Raw genomic sequence first — 17,216 nt, 5'->3', positions numbered from 1 at the left:
TGCGCTTTGATAATGTACCTTTTGGGCGAACGCAGTTCGCCCCTACATTGTGGACAAAATCCGTTACTGTAGGGGCGCAAAGCTTGCGCCCTCCGATCGATTGGGATATTATTCTCACGCAAGTCCCTTATTACTTGAAATGCCCACGCGGATCACAAAATTGGCCAATTGTCAATAGGGTTTGAGATGCTCTCACCCTGTCGCTCGTCATGACTAAATGTTATAATTAACAATTATTATGCCTGCTAACTTCAAGATTCATGTCTGCTAAAGATCGTTTTCATGGTGCAGTGAGAAAAGGATTAGAAAAAGAGGGTTGGCTCATTACGGATGACCCTTTAAGGATTGAAGTGGGTGATGTAGAAATGTATGTCGATTTAGGAGCAGAGCAACTGATAGCCGCAGAAAAAGACAATGAAAAGATAGCCGTTGAAATTAAAAGTTTTATCGGTAAATCCAGCATTTCAGAATTTCATACTGCCATTGGACAATTCTTTAATTATCGTGTTGCTTTAGAAGAAAAAGAACCTAAAAGACAGTTATATTTAGCTGTTCCCTTAGATATTTATTATAGTTTTTTTGAATTGCGATTTATTCAAACTGTCGTTAAACGATTTCAAATTTACCTGATTATTTATGATCCGATTGGGGAGGTAATTGTCGAATGGAAAAATTAGAACAATATCGTCACTATGTCAAGCAAGTCATTACTGAATATTCTCAGATAGGTTCATCTAAAGATCCGATTGAACAACAATTGATTTTTGATACTGTTGGCGATCACTATCAATTGATGTATGTTGGCTGGAAAAATAGACGAAGATATCATGGTTGTGTTTTGCATCTCGATATTAAAAAGGGTAAAATCTGGATACAACATGATGGCACTGAGGTGGGAATTGCCAATGAATTAGTTAATTTAGGTGTTCCTAAAGAAGATATTGTTTTAGCCTTTCATGAACCCCTAGTCAGAGAATATACAGGGTTTGCGGTGGGTTAATCAAAGAGGGCGAATGCAATTCGCCCCTACAATAATATTATTGCGCCAATGGTAGGGGCGCACCGTGGTCAGTGAGTTTATCGAACTGCGTGCGCCCAAAATGTCCTATAGATATTTCGACAAAATTGAGATGCACCCAAATTATCCCTATTCTTCTTCCTTCCACACAAAAACCAGAAGAGCCAATTCGCCTAACCTAATCATAAGGTTAAGCGACAAACAGGATCAGCAAGAGACTTCGATTTTTTTACCTTGCTGATCTCTGTATTTCTTTGTTAACAAAACTTAACAATTATCGGCAAAATTTTGCTTGCTTTTGTCGGCAGATTTTGGGATAATATTTTTAAAAGATTTTATTCATAATGGAAATCTGTGTGTCTAAAAAAATTTTGCACAGATTCCCATTATATAAAAAGCATAGCGCAAGTCGCCGGCAAAGTCAAGTCCTTTCCCATTACTTATGGGTTGGCTGAAAAAGTAGGAGCGATCGCCGGTTAAGATACAAGGTTTTTGAGCCACCAGCTTGAAAATCTTGCAGCTGCTTGGCCAAACAGGCCGCCAAACCCCTTACCTCGTCTATATTTCACATTTATTCAGCCAACCCTACCTAAATCTCTGCTGAAGGTGGAGATCAAAGGCTGTTTTAAACTAATACTTTACTGCGATCATTAGAATTATCCCCAAAAATTGCCCCTCGTCGAATTAAATCCCGTTTTTGTTCACGGGTGATCCCCGTTGCACCGGTAAAGATAGCGTTTTTAACTTCCGCCGCACTCAGGTTAGCATCACTCAGGTCAGCCCTTCTCAGGTCAGCCCCACTCAGGTTAGCCCCACTCAGGTCAGCCCCACTCAGGTCAGCCTTACTCAGGTCAGCCTCAATCAGGATAGCCCCTCTCAGGTTAGCCCCACTCAGTTTAGCATCACTAAGGTTAGCCTCAATCAGGAAAGCCCCACTCAGGAAAGCCCGACTCAGATTAGCCCCACTCAGGTAAGCCCCACTCAGGTTAGCCCCCCACAGAATAGCCCCTCTCAGGAAAGCCCCACTCAGGTCAGCCTCTTTCTGATTAGTCCTTTCAAAAATGGGCTGGGGTAAGTTAGGTTTTTTAATAGATTCAATTAGTTTATTGTTAATTTCTTTAGATGCTTCATTTGTACTTACTGTCTTGACACTGAAGGGGTTTGCTGACGATTCTTCTGCCAGTTGCTTTGGTGATTCTGCTAAATTTTGTCCTATGATAGTAGATTTTAAATAGGTTATCTCATCTGCATTAACATCACCTGCTATGGTAAAAGCTAAACAATTATCTTCGGTAAATTGAACATTTTCAACTGTAATATCTTCCGAAATTTTGTTCAAGTCACCCGATTTGAATAGGGATTCAATTTTTTCTAAACTTTTTTGAGAACCCTTGAGAGTTAATTTGATACTACCTTGTTCTATGTCAGTTATTGTTATTTCCTGATCATCGGTTATTTTTCTTAAAAGTTCTAATAGCGTTAATATCTGTTTCTTTTTATTTTCAGAAGCAGTAAAAACCACAGCACCAGAAAATTTTCCGTCATAATTTGTGTTTTTTTGATTACATTCTGGTTGTAATTTCCATCGACTTAAAGCAGTAATCAGATTGTTACTGTCAATCTTTTCACCCATTTGCTCTGACAAGATTTTCCATAACTTATGAGCCGCATTCTTGATTGACTGTTCTTCTTGACTAATTTCTTCCGCTAGATCAGCATATTTTTTATCATCAAAAACACCTTTTAATATTTTTGTTTCCACGTCCGTTAATACCTTGTTTGTACGCTTTTTTTTCAGATCATTAACCAGCATTTCTAATTCAGTCCATGAAAGGGGTTTATTTTCAGTCATTTTTAGTTCATTCATCATCATTTTTTAAGGGTTGCAGGACTTAAGATTACTTTTGAGTACCCTGTCGGGTTACTTGAGAGTACCTAAAAAAAAGTACCATTTTCATGACTTTTGAGTAACGACAAATAATCAGAATTTTTTTAATCTAGAGATAGTTCACCCCCTAAGTAAAAGGATTGATGATTATGTATAAATATTGGTTAAAGTACAGAGAAGACGTTGTTAGTCTTGCCAAAATTATCAGCACCATATTTGCGATCGCATCATTTTTAGGCTTCTCTTTTCCAGAGAAATTTCAACCTACTCCCTGCCAACCGACGGCAATTGTTGAAACCACGGAAGTTAGCACTAACAATTAGTCAAAGCGCAAAATTCGCCTAACCTAATCATAAGGTTAAGCGACAAACAGGATCAGCAAGAGATTTCGATTTTTTTATCTTGCTGATCTCTGTATTTCTTTGTTAACAAAACTTAACAATTATCGGCAAAATTTTGCTTGCTTTTGTCGGGAGATTTTGGGATAATATTTTTAAAAGATTTTATTCATAATGGAAATCTTTGCATCTGAAAAATTTTTGCACAGATTCCCATTATAAGAAAAGCATAGCGCAAGTCGCCGGCAAAGTCAAGTCCTTTCCCATTAATTATGGGTGGGAATTTCCAGGAATCAAAAAAGGGGGTTAGTGGGGAGTCAGACCAAATATAGGTTACACTTCAACTTTAAATGAGAAACGCTGTCATTCTTTGTAGGGAATATGACTAGACAAACCGCTAATCTCGGACAAACAGGAATTTCCGTCAGTGCCTTGGGAATCGGGACTTGGGCATGGGGAGATAAACTATTCTGGAACTATGGCAAGGAATACGGAGCTAGTCAGGTAGAGGAGGCCTTTAAAGCGGCAGTAGAAGCAGGAATCACCTTTTTTGACACTGCCGAAGTCTATGGACTGGGGGAATCGGAACGACTCTTAGGAAAATTTACGCAAGAGACTGATATTCCCATCGATATTGCCAGTAAATTTGCCCCCGTACCGTGGCGATTGGGGGCGAATGCGGTTCATAATGCCATTACCGAGAGCTTAAACCGTCTAAAAACCGATAAAATTACCCTTTACCAAGTACATTGGCCCTTCACCTTCCTAATTAGCCAAGAAACCCTAATGAATGCCCTAGGGGAAGAAGTAAAAAGCGGCCGTATTGGTGCCGTGGGTGTAAGTAATTATTCCGCCGAGCAAATGCGTCAAGCAAGCCAGATTTTGGCGAAAAAAGAGGTTCCCTTAGCGGTCAATCAGGTGCAGTATTCGCTTTTGTATCGCAAAATAGAAACTAAGGGAATTTTGGCCACGGCCAAGGAATTAGGTGTCACCATCCTCGCCTACAGCCCCCTCGCTCAAGGACTACTGACGGGTAAATATAGCCCAGAAAGCCAGAATTTGCCCGATGGAGCCAGAAAAGTTGACTCGCGGTTCAAAAAAGAAGGTTTGGAGAAAATAGCCCCAATTTTAAGGGTACTGCAAGAATTGGGCGCAAAATACCAAAAAACCCCCGCACAAGTCGCCCTCAATTGGTTAATCGCCCAAGGGGATGTGATTCCCATTCCGGGGGCAAAAACTGCGGCCCAAGCGATCGAAAATGCCGGGGCCTTAGGATGGAGTTTAGAAGCGCAAGAGGTGACGCAATTAGAACAGATGAGCCGGCCTTGGCTGTAAAAATCAAAACTTTTGATTTTTGATCACCATTCTGGAAAAAGTTTCTAACTTTTTGGTGATCAAGATTAAAACAGGCTACAATCTTTGCATACTGCTGTACTACTTAAGAAAACTGGGGAGAAAATTAATGGCGACAATGACAAGTAATCCCGATCGAGATAAGGCCTTAGGTTTAGTCTTAAATCAAATCGAGCGCAACTTTGGCAAAGGTTCGATTATGCGTTTAGGAGACGCCACCCGGATGCGGGTGGAAACCGTGCCTAGTGGTGCTTTAACCCTAGATATGGCGTTAGGTGGCGGTTTACCGAAGGGCCGCATCGTCGAAATTTACGGGCCGGAAAGTTCTGGAAAAACCACTTTAGCCCTCCATGCGATCGCAGAAGTGCAGAAAGCTGGGGGAGTGGCGGCCTTTGTCGATGCGGAACACGCTTTAGATCCCACCTATTCGGAAGATTTAGGGGTAGATATCAATAATTTACTGGTGGCACAACCGGATACGGGGGAGGCTGCCTTAGAAATAGTTGACCAGTTAGTGCGTTCTTCGGCCGTGGATATCGTTGTCATCGACTCGGTGGCCGCTTTAGTGCCGCGGGCGGAAATTGAAGGGGAAATGGGGGATAATCAGGTGGGTTTGCAGGCCCGTTTGATGAGTAAAGCCCTGCGAAAAATTGCTGGTAATATTGGTAAATCCGGTTGTGTGGTGATTTTCCTCAACCAACTGCGGCAAAAAATCGGTGTCACCTACGGCAATCCTGAAGTGACCACCGGAGGAACGGCCTTAAAATTTTATGCCTCGGTACGTTTAGATATCCGTCGCATTCAAACTTTGAAAAAAGGCACGGAAGGAGAATACGGAATTCGGGCTAAAGTTAAGGTGGCTAAAAATAAAGTCGCGCCTCCTTTCCGGATTGCTGAATTTGATATTATCTTCGGTAAAGGCATTTCCCAGGTGGGTTGTATGCTCGATATCGCCGAACAAACTAACGTGGTTACTCGTAAAGGGGCATGGTATAGCTATAATGGCGAAAATATTGCCCAGGGTCGCGATAATGCCGTTAAATATCTCGAAGAAAGGCCAGAAGTAGCGGCAGAAATTGAGAAGTTATTGCGGGATAAATTAGACATGGGTTCGGTTCCTTTACCCACGGAACCGGCCGATGAGGACGAGGAGGACGATCTGGAACCAGAAATCTAAAAGAAGAGGGTTTTAGGTCTTGGTTATCCCCCAGTTTTGGGGGATTTTTTTGGACTAGATCATGGTAATTCTATAGTGCTACTCCTTAGGTTTAGAATATTCCCAAACAAAATTAATTGCCTATTTCCTCCTACGGCTGGAATCGCTCTATTTCTTTTCTTTTGGCTGTTTCCTTGTGCATCTCAGGACTAAAAAACTTATTTTGTACAACCACTTATAGCGGTTCTCACACCTGTGTGGCACAGTTTAAACTTTGCTAATTAAGCTTTTCACCATCGATAATGTACCTCTTGCGAACAGGAAACGCTATATATCAAAAATTGTCAATCAAAAAGATTAAAAAATCTCAATCAAAGACAAGTAATACCAGAAAACAGCGATAATTACAAGGAGATGATTAAGAATCATTAAAAGATGTGGTTGTTCTCAAAAGTCTTCTGGAATCATCTGTCATAAGCTGAAGTATAATCAAAACAGAGGAAAGTCGAGGTAATCTCAATGACTACAGTAGAAGACGTTTTGCAAGTTGCCCGCCGACAAATAGGGACAAAAGAAAGTCCTCCGGGTACGAATAGTAACAAGTATGGCAAGTGGTACGGCATGGATCGCGCCCCTTGGTGTGCCATGTTTGTTTCCTACTGTTTTGATAATGCCGGTTTAACCTTCGAATTCCCGAAAGATTTGGGTAGTAACAAGGGATTCGCTTACTGTCCCTATGGGGTAAAGTGGTTTAAAGACCAAGGCCGATGGCACACGGAAAACCCCCGCCCCGGCGATGTCGTCTTCTATATGTTTAATAAAAGAGGAGGGGTTTCCGACCATGTGGGCATTGTCGAGAAAGTGCTAGGCAACGATCAAATTCAAGCCATTGAAGGCAATACCAGCACTTCCAGCAACGATAACGGCGGCACCGTCATGCGACGGACAAGAACGAAAAATCAGATTCTCGGTTACGGACGACCAGATTATAATGGCACAGCGCACACTCAAGCGGGAGAATTTCCCTCTTGGGATGGAGAATATATATTTCTGACCAGTCCCCTGATGGAATCGGAAAGTATTCGTCTCTGGCAGAAGTGCATGAAAGAACGAGGCTATCCCATCGAAGTTGATGGCGAGTATGGACCCAATTCAGAGCAAATCTGCCGAGAATTCCAAGCAAAAATGAAATTAGACGTGGATGGTGTTATCGGTCGAGACACTTGGAACGCCTCTTGGCGACAACCCAAGCAATCTCAAGGCAATTTATCTGTTGACCAACCAGTTGATCGCGTTCGTTATCCCCTGCACCATCCCGTACAATTTAGTGGTAGTGCCAAAAATGGTGTAGTCAAAATTCAACTCTGCACCACTTGGGGTGGGGCAGAATTTCTCCTAGGTGGAAAAGTACCCGTTATTAATGGTCAATGGCGTTCCTCCTATCAATTTCAAACGGGTGGCGATCGCAAAATTTTTATCGAGGGACTAGATAGCAACGATAAAGTTATTGATCGCACAGATGTGATCATTAATCTCGATCCCGATGGTAATAATGATGTGGATACTGTCCGCATTACCAGTCCCAAAATTAATCAAGAATTAGATTTAGAATCGTCAGTCATATTTGAGGGGGTCGCCGAGGATACTCGCATCCAGACGATTAAATTGAGAACTCCCTTTGCTAATAAAAATTTCTTTTTAGGAAAAGATATTCCCGTAGATAATGGGCGTTGGCAACACGAATTTAAATTCAGCACGGGAGGCACTCGCAAAATTGTTGCAGAAGGAATTGATGCCTCTGGTCGTCTGATTGATAGTGCCGCCATTGAAATTGTTCTCAAATCCAAAGAATCGGCATCTGTTGCTGGTGTAAGCTCTCCCAATTTGCGTCGGGTTGTTGGCATAGACAAAACCTCAATTTCCTTCCGCAATAAAGTTGTTGAAATTGCTAAAGACTTGGGAGTTAATCCTAATTACCTCATGGCCGCTATGAGTTTTGAAACTGGCGGGACTTTTAGCCCTGCTATCCGCAGTTTCTCCGGTAGTGGTGCCACGGGATTAATTCAATTTATGGGACCCACAGCCCGTTCTTTAGGAACAACTACCACTGCCTTAGCAAGAATGAGTCCAGAAAAACAACTCGACTACGTTAAAAAATACTTCTGGCCCTACAGAAATCGCCTTAAAACTTTAGAAGATGTCTATATGGCAATTCTCTATCCTGCTGCTATTGGCAAGGGGCCAAATCATGTGCTTTTCCGCCAAGGTACTATCAGTTATCAGCAAAATCGAGGGTTAGATGGTCCACCAGTCAAAGGATTTGTTACTGTGGGTGATGCCACCAAAAAAGTTAGTCAAAGATTTGTGTAAGCAGTCTTAATTTCTATCCAACAAGAGAGATTTTCTCAGAAAATAGTAAAGGGTTAATCGATATTTTCTATTGTCAACGGGCAGGTTTAAAGCTCGATTAACCTAGTCAATTCAGGAGGTTTTTACTTATGAGCTACGCAGGACAAATAACCTTAGAAAATTCCGATTTGCAGATTCCTTCTCTAAAAAATTTTCTTGACAAAATCGCAGATATGATTAGTGGTCATCATCACAATAATGTCAACCTAAACCCAATAGAATCGGAGGTGATTACTGCCGATGAGGACGAAGAAGTTATGGAACCAGGTTGTGTAATTAACAATGATCATTCCGCTCAGGATTTATCTTTTTCTGGAGAGGAAGAATCTCAAGAAGAAGAATTGATCGAATCGGGTGAGGATACTAAATTAGAAAACTCAGAGCCAGTTTCTGATTATGAAGAAGAGGAGGAAATCTGGGAACCAACCCCTGGTTTATCGGCAAAACTAATTACTACTCCTGTGGTAAACCCCGATGAAAAAATAGTGCAGTTACCACCGATAAATTCCTCAATTCCCCTTGATAATGAGGAAGATTTCTGGGAACCAGCTGGTTTTTTTGAAGATGATCAACTTAATAATGCTCTCTCTCCCGTCAGATTAGGCAGTTTTACGGCACTCTTGGCAGCAATTATCTTGGGAGGATTGACAGTTTTAGGTCATACTCAGGCAGCAGAAGCAGAGGCAACCTATGCTTTATTAGGGACGGCTTTTGGCTCCAAAATTGTTCAAAGAACCTCGAAATCAGTCAACTAAATTCTTAGTTAATAATTCATCATTTTTACTCTAGACAGGAGAATTATATCATGGTCGGTACGCCACAAGATACTAACATTGCAACAAAACCGGTAGGATTTTTACAAGATGATAAGGGTAATAATTCATCTATGAGGTTGATGGCAATTATCTCTTTATGTTCAGCGATCTTTTTTAGTGGGGCAGTATTTTGGCGCATCCATCAAAACTATACAGAAAACGCCCGAGAGCAAGCTAGATACCTTAAGTTAATCGAGCAAGAAGTCTCGAAAGACGCTCCTGATTTAGAGCGAATAATAAGCAGTGTGGAGCGACTTGACCAACTCAATCAAACAGAAAAAGGTGAAGAAGGAATGGCAATTATTTACGCTTTTCTGGGAGCAGCTTTTGGTGGGAAATTTGTTCAGAAACTTGCGGAAGCTAGAGGGTCGCAATCTGCACCTACTAAACCTAAAACGATTGCTAATCCTGGCAGCGGTCTCTAATTAGTTGGCTATAGACAGTAATTTTGATTTGATCTAGATTGATTGCTTTTGAGGTTTAGCATTATGGGCAAATTTTACCCAGTGATGAATAGTATTTCCTTTCTGACAGCTATTATGTTTAGTCTTGTTTTAGTTGTGCAAATACCTCAAAAACGGGAAATGCAACAAGTCCAGCAGCAATCTTTCGAGAAATTACTGTCTCAAGTCAAAGAAAAGTATCCTGATTCTGTCTGATTTATTGACAAAACTTCAACCCTATTCTACCCGTTTACCTGTCCCTTTTTCTCTGGATATTGTTTCTCCAGAGATTCAGATTATTGTGGCCTTTATCCTTGCTGGTTGTGGAGGTTATGGATTACAGTTTTTAGAGACAAAAATGATCTCAAAATCCACTACTATGGAATAAATATTAAAAGCGATTGAGGCTAGTTATATCAGTTATCTAATAGTGAGGTAGGAAGTTTTTGTTTTGGGGGGCCAGTCGTCGATACCAAATTATACTACGACATTTTAAAAGGGTTTTACCATTATTCAGCAAACCCTAATTAGGTAATACTTGGGGAAAAACCGAGATTTTACCCAGATTGAGCGGCTTCTAACCATGATTGTAAACCTTTTTTAGTCGGTGTTCCTTTAGTGGTAAAAGTCCATAGATCTCGTTTATGTTGGGGTCCATAGCTGATATGAATTGGGCGATTAATTCCGTAAAAATAGAGAGAATCAAAGGGTAATTTTTTGTTTAAAATCCAATCTATCAGGCGATCGCTAGTTAAATCGATAATCCGAAAATCACAGGCTGCCCCCAATCGCTGACAATAATATTGACCCTTTTGATTAATTTCGTGAGCGCAATGTTGATCACGACTGGGATCGATTCTACCGTTTTTTAAGCCAGTGATTGGGTCTTTTTTTTGGAGAAATTTTCTCAGATCATTGGAACAAAATCCGTAGGTTAATTCAAATTTTTCTCGACCAAAATTATCAATAATTGGATCGATAATAAAGTGAGCGAGATTTTGCCAAGCGGTTATCGTTGCAGGATTTTTGGGGTAGGGATCGATTTGTGCCGCGTACTTTTGATAGGTTTGGGAACAGGTAGATAATTCCTCTAGGGTTAAATATTTACCAATTAACATAATCAGTTATCAGTTTTTAGCTATATCCTATCACTCCATTTAGCTATTTTACCAAAGCTGCTTTTTTGCGACCATAATAAACAGCTATAAAAGCACTGACATACATCCATAAACTATAGACAATTGCGGGAATGGCTAGATCGGGATTCTTTAATAAACCGGCAGTGATAGCAATAGCTAAAGTGCCGCTTTGAATACCCACTTCAATTGCAATACAAATTCTTTGGGGAATAGTTAATTGAAATAAACGACCACTGAAAAAACCAATTAGGGAAGCAATCGTATTTAAAATGATCACTGCGAGGCCAGTTTGAGCGATAAATAAAGGTAAACGTTCCCATTCTCTCAGGATTAATAAGAAGATAATAACTGCTAGAAAAATCACAGCCAAACGATTAGTTATCGGTTCCAGACTTTTCGCCAGTAAAGGGAAGTAATGGCGGATAGTCATACCCATAACCATGGGTAAAACTATAATCAAAAATATCTGCGCCATAGTGGAACCAATGGGTAGGGAGATGGCGGCACTTTCACCCATAAAATGCTGGAGAATGAAACTAGCTAAAAAAGGTATTGTGAAAATGGTGATGATGCTGCTAAAAGCGGTTAAAGTAACAGAAAGAGCCACATCTCCCTTAGCTAAATAGGTTAAAACATTGGAGGAAGGACCGCCGGGGCAAATGGCGACAATCATTAAACCGACGGCAATTTCTGGCCGGAGAGGCAAAAGAGAAGCAATAATAAAGCCGATGATCGGTAGAATAATAATTTGATTGACTAAACCGATCAGGACTGCCTTGGGATAACGGGTGATACGCTGAAAATCGGCGAGAATTAATCCTAATCCCATGCCTAACATTAAAACGCCTAGGGCAACGGGTAAGAGGATATTAGTAAAAAAGTTGGCCTGCATGGGATAAAAGCCGAGAAGATGAGCTTATTTTCCCATAAATTGACTAATTTATTCTTGTGCATGGTTCCCGATTTTGCCGACTAAAAAACCCCCAGTGTGCATAGGGGGGTTAAATTGTAGGAGAAATCCAATCATGAGGATTTTTGTCCAGTTTCCCTTCCCGCTCCGGGATGATATTCTAGTCATACTTCAGTTGCTTGGTGGCAACCATGGGATCACAGCTAGGGAACTGCTGATGCGACTGCCACTTTTGACATCACCAATGTCTAGGGAATTTTGCCGCAGGACTTCCATCAAGAATAACGAGGGAAAATTTTCCTTCTAAATCCCACAATCCTTGAATTCCCTTCCGTTGATAAATTGCTAGGGTGACCAAGGTGGTAGATTTTTGGTGAACGATAGGTGAATTTTTGCAGAGTTTTCCCTTCTCGATCGAGGGACAGTTTTCTGTCTTCTAAGTTGTGTGTAAACATAGCAACCCTCAAGAACCCTACATTTTTATTGTACCTTTATTCTTGGTTCGAGTGCGGGAGAATGTAATAATGTGTATTATTCCTCAGAGAAGACTCAACCTTTGTTTGTTTTAAAGGTAGTCGCAAGTGTGAGGGGATTAATTTTCCTGAGCTTGTTCAGCGATTCCCTCAGCAGGATTACCAGTTGACTCTTTGCTTCTTTGTGGGATCTAGTTCGAGGATTTGTCTTGGGTAAAGTAATTGATAAAGTAGCTAATTTCCTCCATATCACTCTCTTTGATAATCCCGATGGATTGTACTTAATTAGGGCTTGCTGAATAAATGTTAAATATAGACAAGGTAAGGGGTTTAGGGGAATATTAGGTGCAAGATTTTGAGAGAATCGTAGTCCAAAACCTTGTATCTTCGGGGCGAAGCATTCGGGCATAACCTATCGCTGAACCGTAGATTTCCTGTCCGAATGCTTCGCCCCTACTTTTTCAGAAACCCCTAATTAAGTTAAGGCAAAAAGGGTTAAATTTTCTAGAATAATTATCCTTAGCACGGCTCATTTTTGAGTGAAAGACTGGCTCCCTTGCTGCCAATGGAGAATAGGAAATCTAGCAAATGTTTCGCACTTTGGCCACCGATAAAATAACCATAGTAATTAGTCATCGATTAGCTCTTTGTCAAGCGGAACTGATGAGCAAACGAGGACAATATCACCCTAATAGTTATCAATCTAAAAAACCCGGTTTGCAAGGGAGATTAAATTGTAGGAGAAATCCAACCTTGGGGATTTTAGTCCAGTTTCCCTCTCTCGCTCCGGAGTGAGAGAATAGTCATACTTAGTTTTTTTGTCCCGATCGAGAGTATTTTCTGAGATAGATCATTGTCGATCTAGGGATAAAAAACAGTAATTTCGCCCGATATAACCTTTTATTTGCCCCTATGACTGTCAAAATCGCTCTTAACCCCAATCAAATCCAAAATCTCGATCTCTCATCTTTAGAGACTATTATTCAAGATTATCAGTCGCGAGCAGCGATCGCCGAACTGGAACAAGCTCTACAATTAGAGATAGATTATCCTCGTGCGGAGGGTGATATGCGGGAATTATCGGAGATAGCGGAAGTTAGGCTGTGGTTTCTGCGTTTAGATGCGGTTTATCCCTGGCTAATCTTTATTCTTGACCCAAAACAGGGAGAAATCGCCCGTTATGCTGCTATGTTGGTTCCCCATCAATTCCATCGCGGGGAAGGAATTCAATATAATCCCGAAGCTTTGGAGATTTTTGTGATGCAAAAACTCTTTATTTTGTCTGATTGGCTGAAAAGTCAGCAAATTCCTGCTTTATCTCGCTTAAAATTTTTCGCTCAACAGTTTGGTTACGATATCGACGAGGAATTTCTCTCTAGTCTCTAAAAGCCTCCCGCGCCGACTAGATAAGGTATGTTTAATATATGACAAGCTACTGTCTCACCCAATTTAGCGCCACCAATACCCCTATCAGAGAATCATGGATACAAAATCCTTTAAACGTACCCTACAGCAATCGGATAACTATAACCGCAAGGGATTCGGTCATAAAGAGGAAGTAATGGATGCGATGACCAATGAGTATCAAAGCGACCTGATCCAAAAAATTCGTGAAAATAATTATCGTTTACAACGGGGTGACGTGACGATCTATCTCGCTCAAGCTTTTGGTTTTTGTTGGGGGGTAGAACGCGCTGTCGCCATGGCCTACGAAACTCGTCAACATTTTCCCCAGGAACGTCTCTGGATTACTAACGAAATTATTCACAATCCCTCGGTTAATCAGCGTCTGCGCTCCATGGCCGTGGGTTTTATTCCGGTGGAAAATGGCCAAAAAGACTTTAGTGTGGTGGAATCGGGGGATGTGGTGATTTTACCTGCTTTTGGGGCCAGTGTCTCGGAAATGAAAATACTTAACGATAAGGGTTGCATGATTGTGGATACCACTTGTCCCTGGGTTTCTAAGGTGTGGAATTCCGTGGAAAAGCACAAAAAAAGCGCCCATACTTCGATTATTCACGGCAAATATAATCACGAAGAAACTATCGCCACTAGCTCTTTTGCCGGCACTTATCTAATCGTTTTAAATTTGGCTCAAGCTAATTATGTCGCTAATTATATTCTCCACGGTGGCGATAAAAACGAGTTCTTAGAGAAGTTTAAAAATGCTCATTCCCAGGGTTTCGATCCCGATCGCGATCTAGATTATATTGGTATTGCCAATCAAACCACGATGCTGAAAAGTGAAACGGAAGAAATTGGCAAACTCTTCGAGCATACTATGTTGAGAAAGTACGGACCGATCGATTTTAAAGATCATTTCATGAGTTTTAATACCATCTGTGATGCCACTCAAGAGCGTCAAGATGCCATGTTTGAACTGGTGAAAGAACCACTTTCTTTAATGGTGGTAATTGGCGGTTATAATTCCTCTAATACCACTCACCTACAGGAAATAGCGATCGAGCGTGCCATTCCCTCCTATCATATCGATAGTGCCGAGCGCATTCTCCCCGGTAATCGCATCGAACATAAACCTTTAGGGGACGATTTAATCATCACTGATAACTGGTTAAATGAGGGAAAAATTATCGTCGGAGTGACTTCTGGCGCTTCCACTCCCGATAAGGTGGTAGAAGAGGTAATCGAGAAAATTTTTGCGCTCAAATCTTCTTTAGTCCAGGGTTAATTAGCCTAGGTGTTAACCTTTGGCAATGGCCGCATCTCAATTTTGGAGAAATATCTATTGCTCACCATCAGTTATTTTTATCCGTGGGATTGCTGACAAATTGACGTTTGGGTTTACCATTATCAGTAGAACCGTTCGGCTCTTCTCGTTTCTCTCTGGAGAGCCAATATTTTCCTAAAAACGGCGGGTTTTATCGATTCCGTAGATAATTCCCGTCACCACGGAAGAGAGAATTAATAACAAAATTAATCCTCCGGGTAAAAAAGATAATATTCCCATGCCGCGCAATATATAAACTAACACGGTCACTAATAGGAAACCGAAAAAAAGAGACTTTAAATAGCTAGAATTTGAGCGCATTTACTTAGATTAACAGTTCCTCTTGAGTTAAGTTTAACTTTTCGGCAATCATTGCCAGGATTTTTTCTTCCCTTTTTCCGTTACTGATAGATTCCAGTAACCGGCAATTGAGGATAATTTTTTCCCCGTTGGATAAGGTTAAAATAATCCGTCGGCAATTAGACCCTAAAAAGCCTTTGTAATTTTCTATCTTTGCCTCAACAATTCTCTCTAGAAGATAATAACTTTCACCTCTAAAAGTTAAATGTTGTCGCCTACGGGTTAGGGTAGCGTTGCCTTGATTAAAGACATAACTCTCCCGATAGCTGGCATCATAAAGTAACAATAGACCAGACAATAAGCATAACATACCCCAAAGATAATAGCGATAATTATGGTGGTGTTCTAGCAGTGCTGACAAGGTATCTAGGGGACTTTTGGCAATAATTTCCTGAGTTTTATATCTATTCACAAAACTCTCAAATTGAGTTTTAAAATCACTAGCTGACTGCACATCTCGAAAATTCTCGATGTAGAGATAGTTATTTCTTCCGACCAATAAAACCGTGTTATTAACAGTTTTTTTCTGCTCAACACTGATAAAAACTTCTTGATAGACAGCCGTAGCTTTAATGTGAGTCAAAGAAAAATTTTCCCGACTAGAAACGGGAAAATTATACTCTTGGACATATTGACAATCTATCCTTTTTGTGCCTAACCTAATGCAGTCGAGATAAGCGCGCTGGAAAGAAACCAAATATGCTAAAAAGAGCAAGGGAACCCCAGCCAGAAAAAAACCCAGAAAAGGACGATATTTAGGAGCCTTATTCTCTAACAAGAGTGTAGTCAGCGTTTTTTGCTTAACTCGCATAGGAAACCCTACAGGTACTTTGTTCTAATTGTACTACAGCCTTTCAGCATCCTTCTGAGGATCGATTTATTTAATCTGCCAGGGAAAATTGTAATGATTATTCACGAAAATCTGACATCGGTCTCTAGACTGCCTCTATCTTGACCTTCTTTGTCTGGGTTTGGCACGGTAAAACCCTGTTTATCGAGTTTTTGTAAAGCTTTGGCGTTTTTTGTTTATTGTTTGTATTTAAGGTAAATGTATAAATAAAGCTGTTTTTATAAGTTTTTGCAGATTTCAGAGATTTTATAAGCTCTAAAAAATTATCTTTCTAGTTTTTGCGCGTTTAATCTCACTCTAGCTATAGCATATAAAAATTGAGCCTCTTTCCAAGGAGTGGGTAGATGGTTAATAATGGCGATCAAAGCACTGATAAACAAACTCACCATTCAAGCGCAAATTTAGGAGAACTTCCATGCCTTTAACACTCGCAGTCTACGGAAAAGGTGGCATCGGTAAATCGACAACAAGCTGTAATATTTCGGCCGCTTTAGCCAAAAGAGGCAAAAAAGTACTACAAATAGGTTGTGACCCCAAGCATGATAGCACTTTCACCCTGACAGGCTTTCTGATTCCCACAATCATTGATACCCTGCAAGAAAAAGATTTTCACTACGAAGACATCTGGCCCGAAGACGTTATCTATGACGGTTACGGTGGTGTCAAATGCGTGGAAGCGGGTGGTCCTCCGGCCGGTGCCGGTTGTGGCGGTTACGTCGTCGGGGAAACGGTGAAATTATTAAAAGAATTGAACGCTTTTGATGAATTTGACGTGATTTTGTTCGATGTTTTGGGGGATGTGGTCTGTGGAGGATTTGCCGCACCCTTAAATTACGCCGATTACTGCATAATTGTCACAGATAACGGCTTTGACGCTCTTTTTGCCGCCAATCGCATCGCCGCTTCCGTCCGCGAAAAAGCGCGCACCCATCCCCTGCGACTAGCCGGATTAATTGGTAATCGCACCTCAAAACGCGATTTAATTAATAAATATGTAGATCATGTTCCCATGCCAGTGTTAGAAGTTTTACCCTTAATTGAAGATATTCGCGTCTCCAGAGTTAAAGGTCAAACTCTCTTTGAAATGGCCGACAAGGATCCGATGTTAAGTTATGTTTGTGACTATTATCTCAACATTGCCGATCAGATTTTAGCCAAACCAGAAGGAGTTATTCCCAAAGAATCTGCCGACCGGGAATTATTCACTTTATTATCGGATTTCTATCTTAATGCCGATAAACCCAAAGTTAACGCCGAGGCGGAATTAGATCTAATGATGGTTTAGATTATTTTGTAGGGTGGGTTAGGGACAGCGTAACCCACCAAAAGCCACCAA

The 17,216-nt window shown here is 40.9% G+C and carries 19 protein-coding genes; 14 read left to right on the top strand and 5 right to left on the bottom strand.

Features of this window, described 5'->3' with window-relative positions:
• Nucleotides 1–260 precede the first annotated feature (260 nt).
• Together ACOCD9_RS05485 and ACOCD9_RS05480 are read left to right on the top strand one after the other, a co-directional pair.
• The gene (locus tag ACOCD9_RS05485; protein ID WP_002800967.1) at nt 261–677 is read left to right on the top strand and encodes a XisH family protein; all 417 of its coding nucleotides are present in this window, start codon (nt 261–263) and stop codon (nt 675–677) included.
• Nucleotides 665–1,000 carry a XisI protein gene (locus ACOCD9_RS05480; RefSeq protein ID WP_002748301.1) on the top strand — a complete coding sequence of 112 codons (336 nt, stop codon included), beginning with the start codon at nt 665–667 and terminating at the stop codon, nt 998–1,000. Before ACOCD9_RS05485 ends, ACOCD9_RS05480 begins: the two co-directional genes overlap by 13 nt.
• A 643-nt stretch (nt 1,001–1,643) precedes the next feature.
• Here ACOCD9_RS05480 and ACOCD9_RS05475 read toward each other — a convergent pair.
• On the bottom strand, nt 1,644–2,891 hold the full coding sequence (locus ACOCD9_RS05475) for a pentapeptide repeat-containing protein (RefSeq protein ID WP_419546662.1): 1,248 nt from the start codon (nt 2,889–2,891) through the stop codon (nt 1,644–1,646).
• Between the two features lie 164 nt (nt 2,892–3,055).
• On the opposite strand from ACOCD9_RS05475, the gene ACOCD9_RS05470 reads away from it, so the two are divergent.
• The 8 genes from ACOCD9_RS05470 (at nt 3,056) to ACOCD9_RS05435 (ending at nt 9,808) form a co-directional block, all read left to right on the top strand.
• Entirely contained in the window at nt 3,056–3,229 is a 174-nt protein-coding gene (locus ACOCD9_RS05470; RefSeq protein ID WP_002748305.1) for a hypothetical protein, read from the top strand.
• A 396-nt stretch (nt 3,230–3,625) separates the two neighbouring features.
• Nucleotides 3,626–4,579: an aldo/keto reductase gene (locus ACOCD9_RS05465; protein ID WP_419546660.1), complete on the top strand. Its 954-nt coding sequence runs from the start codon at nt 3,626–3,628 to the stop codon at nt 4,577–4,579.
• 127 nt (nt 4,580–4,706) lie between these two features.
• The gene (gene recA / locus ACOCD9_RS05460; protein WP_002800964.1) at nt 4,707–5,774 is read left to right on the top strand and encodes a recombinase RecA; all 1,068 of its coding nucleotides are present in this window, start codon (nt 4,707–4,709) and stop codon (nt 5,772–5,774) included.
• Between the two features lie 498 nt (nt 5,775–6,272).
• Nucleotides 6,273–8,123, top strand: a complete 1,851-nt coding sequence (locus ACOCD9_RS05455; protein WP_419546657.1) for a CHAP domain-containing protein — start codon at nt 6,273–6,275, stop codon at nt 8,121–8,123.
• Between the two features lie 128 nt (nt 8,124–8,251).
• Complete coding sequence (locus ACOCD9_RS05450) at nt 8,252–8,917, top strand: hypothetical protein (RefSeq protein WP_287700253.1); 666 nt, start codon at nt 8,252–8,254, stop codon at nt 8,915–8,917.
• 50 nt (nt 8,918–8,967) lie between these two features.
• A complete protein-coding gene (locus ACOCD9_RS05445) occupies nt 8,968–9,402 on the top strand; it encodes a hypothetical protein (RefSeq protein WP_419546656.1) in 435 nt (144 codons plus the stop codon).
• 63 nt (nt 9,403–9,465) lie between these two features.
• On the top strand, nt 9,466–9,636 hold the full coding sequence (locus ACOCD9_RS05440) for a hypothetical protein (RefSeq protein WP_287700251.1): 171 nt from the start codon (nt 9,466–9,468) through the stop codon (nt 9,634–9,636).
• 4 nt (nt 9,637–9,640) lie between these two features.
• Nucleotides 9,641–9,808 carry a hypothetical protein gene (locus tag ACOCD9_RS05435; RefSeq protein ID WP_287700250.1) on the top strand — a complete coding sequence of 56 codons (168 nt, stop codon included), beginning with the start codon at nt 9,641–9,643 and terminating at the stop codon, nt 9,806–9,808.
• A gap of 169 nt (nt 9,809–9,977) precedes the next feature.
• Here the strand turns inward: ACOCD9_RS05435 and ACOCD9_RS05430 are convergent, their stop codons facing one another.
• Nucleotides 9,978–10,538, bottom strand: a complete 561-nt coding sequence (locus tag ACOCD9_RS05430; RefSeq protein ID WP_287700249.1) for a hypothetical protein — start codon at nt 10,536–10,538, stop codon at nt 9,978–9,980.
• A gap of 43 nt (nt 10,539–10,581) precedes the next feature.
• Nucleotides 10,582–11,451: a bile acid:sodium symporter family protein gene (locus tag ACOCD9_RS05425; protein WP_419546655.1), complete on the bottom strand. Its 870-nt coding sequence runs from the start codon at nt 11,449–11,451 to the stop codon at nt 10,582–10,584.
• A gap of 1,079 nt (nt 11,452–12,530) precedes the next feature.
• On the opposite strand from ACOCD9_RS05425, the gene ACOCD9_RS05420 reads away from it, so the two are divergent.
• The 3 genes from ACOCD9_RS05420 (at nt 12,531) to ACOCD9_RS05410 (ending at nt 14,631) form a co-directional block, all read left to right on the top strand.
• Complete coding sequence (locus ACOCD9_RS05420) at nt 12,531–12,737, top strand: hypothetical protein (protein ID WP_287700247.1); 207 nt, start codon at nt 12,531–12,533, stop codon at nt 12,735–12,737.
• Nucleotides 12,738–12,854: 117 nt separating this feature from the next.
• Nucleotides 12,855–13,328, top strand: coding sequence for a CRR6 family NdhI maturation factor (locus tag ACOCD9_RS05415; RefSeq protein WP_287700246.1), 474 nt, complete (start codon nt 12,855–12,857; stop codon nt 13,326–13,328).
• A gap of 94 nt (nt 13,329–13,422) precedes the next feature.
• Nucleotides 13,423–14,631: a 4-hydroxy-3-methylbut-2-enyl diphosphate reductase gene (locus ACOCD9_RS05410; protein WP_287700245.1), complete on the top strand. Its 1,209-nt coding sequence runs from the start codon at nt 13,423–13,425 to the stop codon at nt 14,629–14,631.
• A gap of 174 nt (nt 14,632–14,805) precedes the next feature.
• Here ACOCD9_RS05410 and ACOCD9_RS05405 read toward each other — a convergent pair whose 3' ends face one another.
• On the bottom strand, nt 14,806–14,991 hold the full coding sequence (locus tag ACOCD9_RS05405; RefSeq protein WP_002798718.1) for a hypothetical protein: 186 nt from the start codon (nt 14,989–14,991) through the stop codon (nt 14,806–14,808).
• A 4-nt stretch (nt 14,992–14,995) separates the two neighbouring features.
• A complete protein-coding gene (locus ACOCD9_RS05400) occupies nt 14,996–15,841 on the bottom strand; it encodes a hypothetical protein (RefSeq protein WP_419546654.1) in 846 nt (281 codons plus the stop codon).
• Nucleotides 15,842–16,295: 454 nt separating this feature from the next.
• Between ACOCD9_RS05400 and bchL the strand changes: the two genes are divergently transcribed.
• Nucleotides 16,296–17,165, top strand: coding sequence for a ferredoxin:protochlorophyllide reductase (ATP-dependent) iron-sulfur ATP-binding protein (bchL, locus tag ACOCD9_RS05395; protein WP_002773281.1), 870 nt, complete (start codon nt 16,296–16,298; stop codon nt 17,163–17,165).
• Nucleotides 17,166–17,216 lie beyond the last annotated feature (51 nt).

Origin of the sequence: Microcystis sp., from assembly GCF_048564745.1 — a bacterium.
Taxonomy (GTDB): domain Bacteria; phylum Cyanobacteriota; class Cyanobacteriia; order Cyanobacteriales; family Microcystaceae; genus Microcystis; species Microcystis ichthyoblabe_A.
This window is presented reverse-complemented; position numbering and strand designations above follow the sequence as displayed.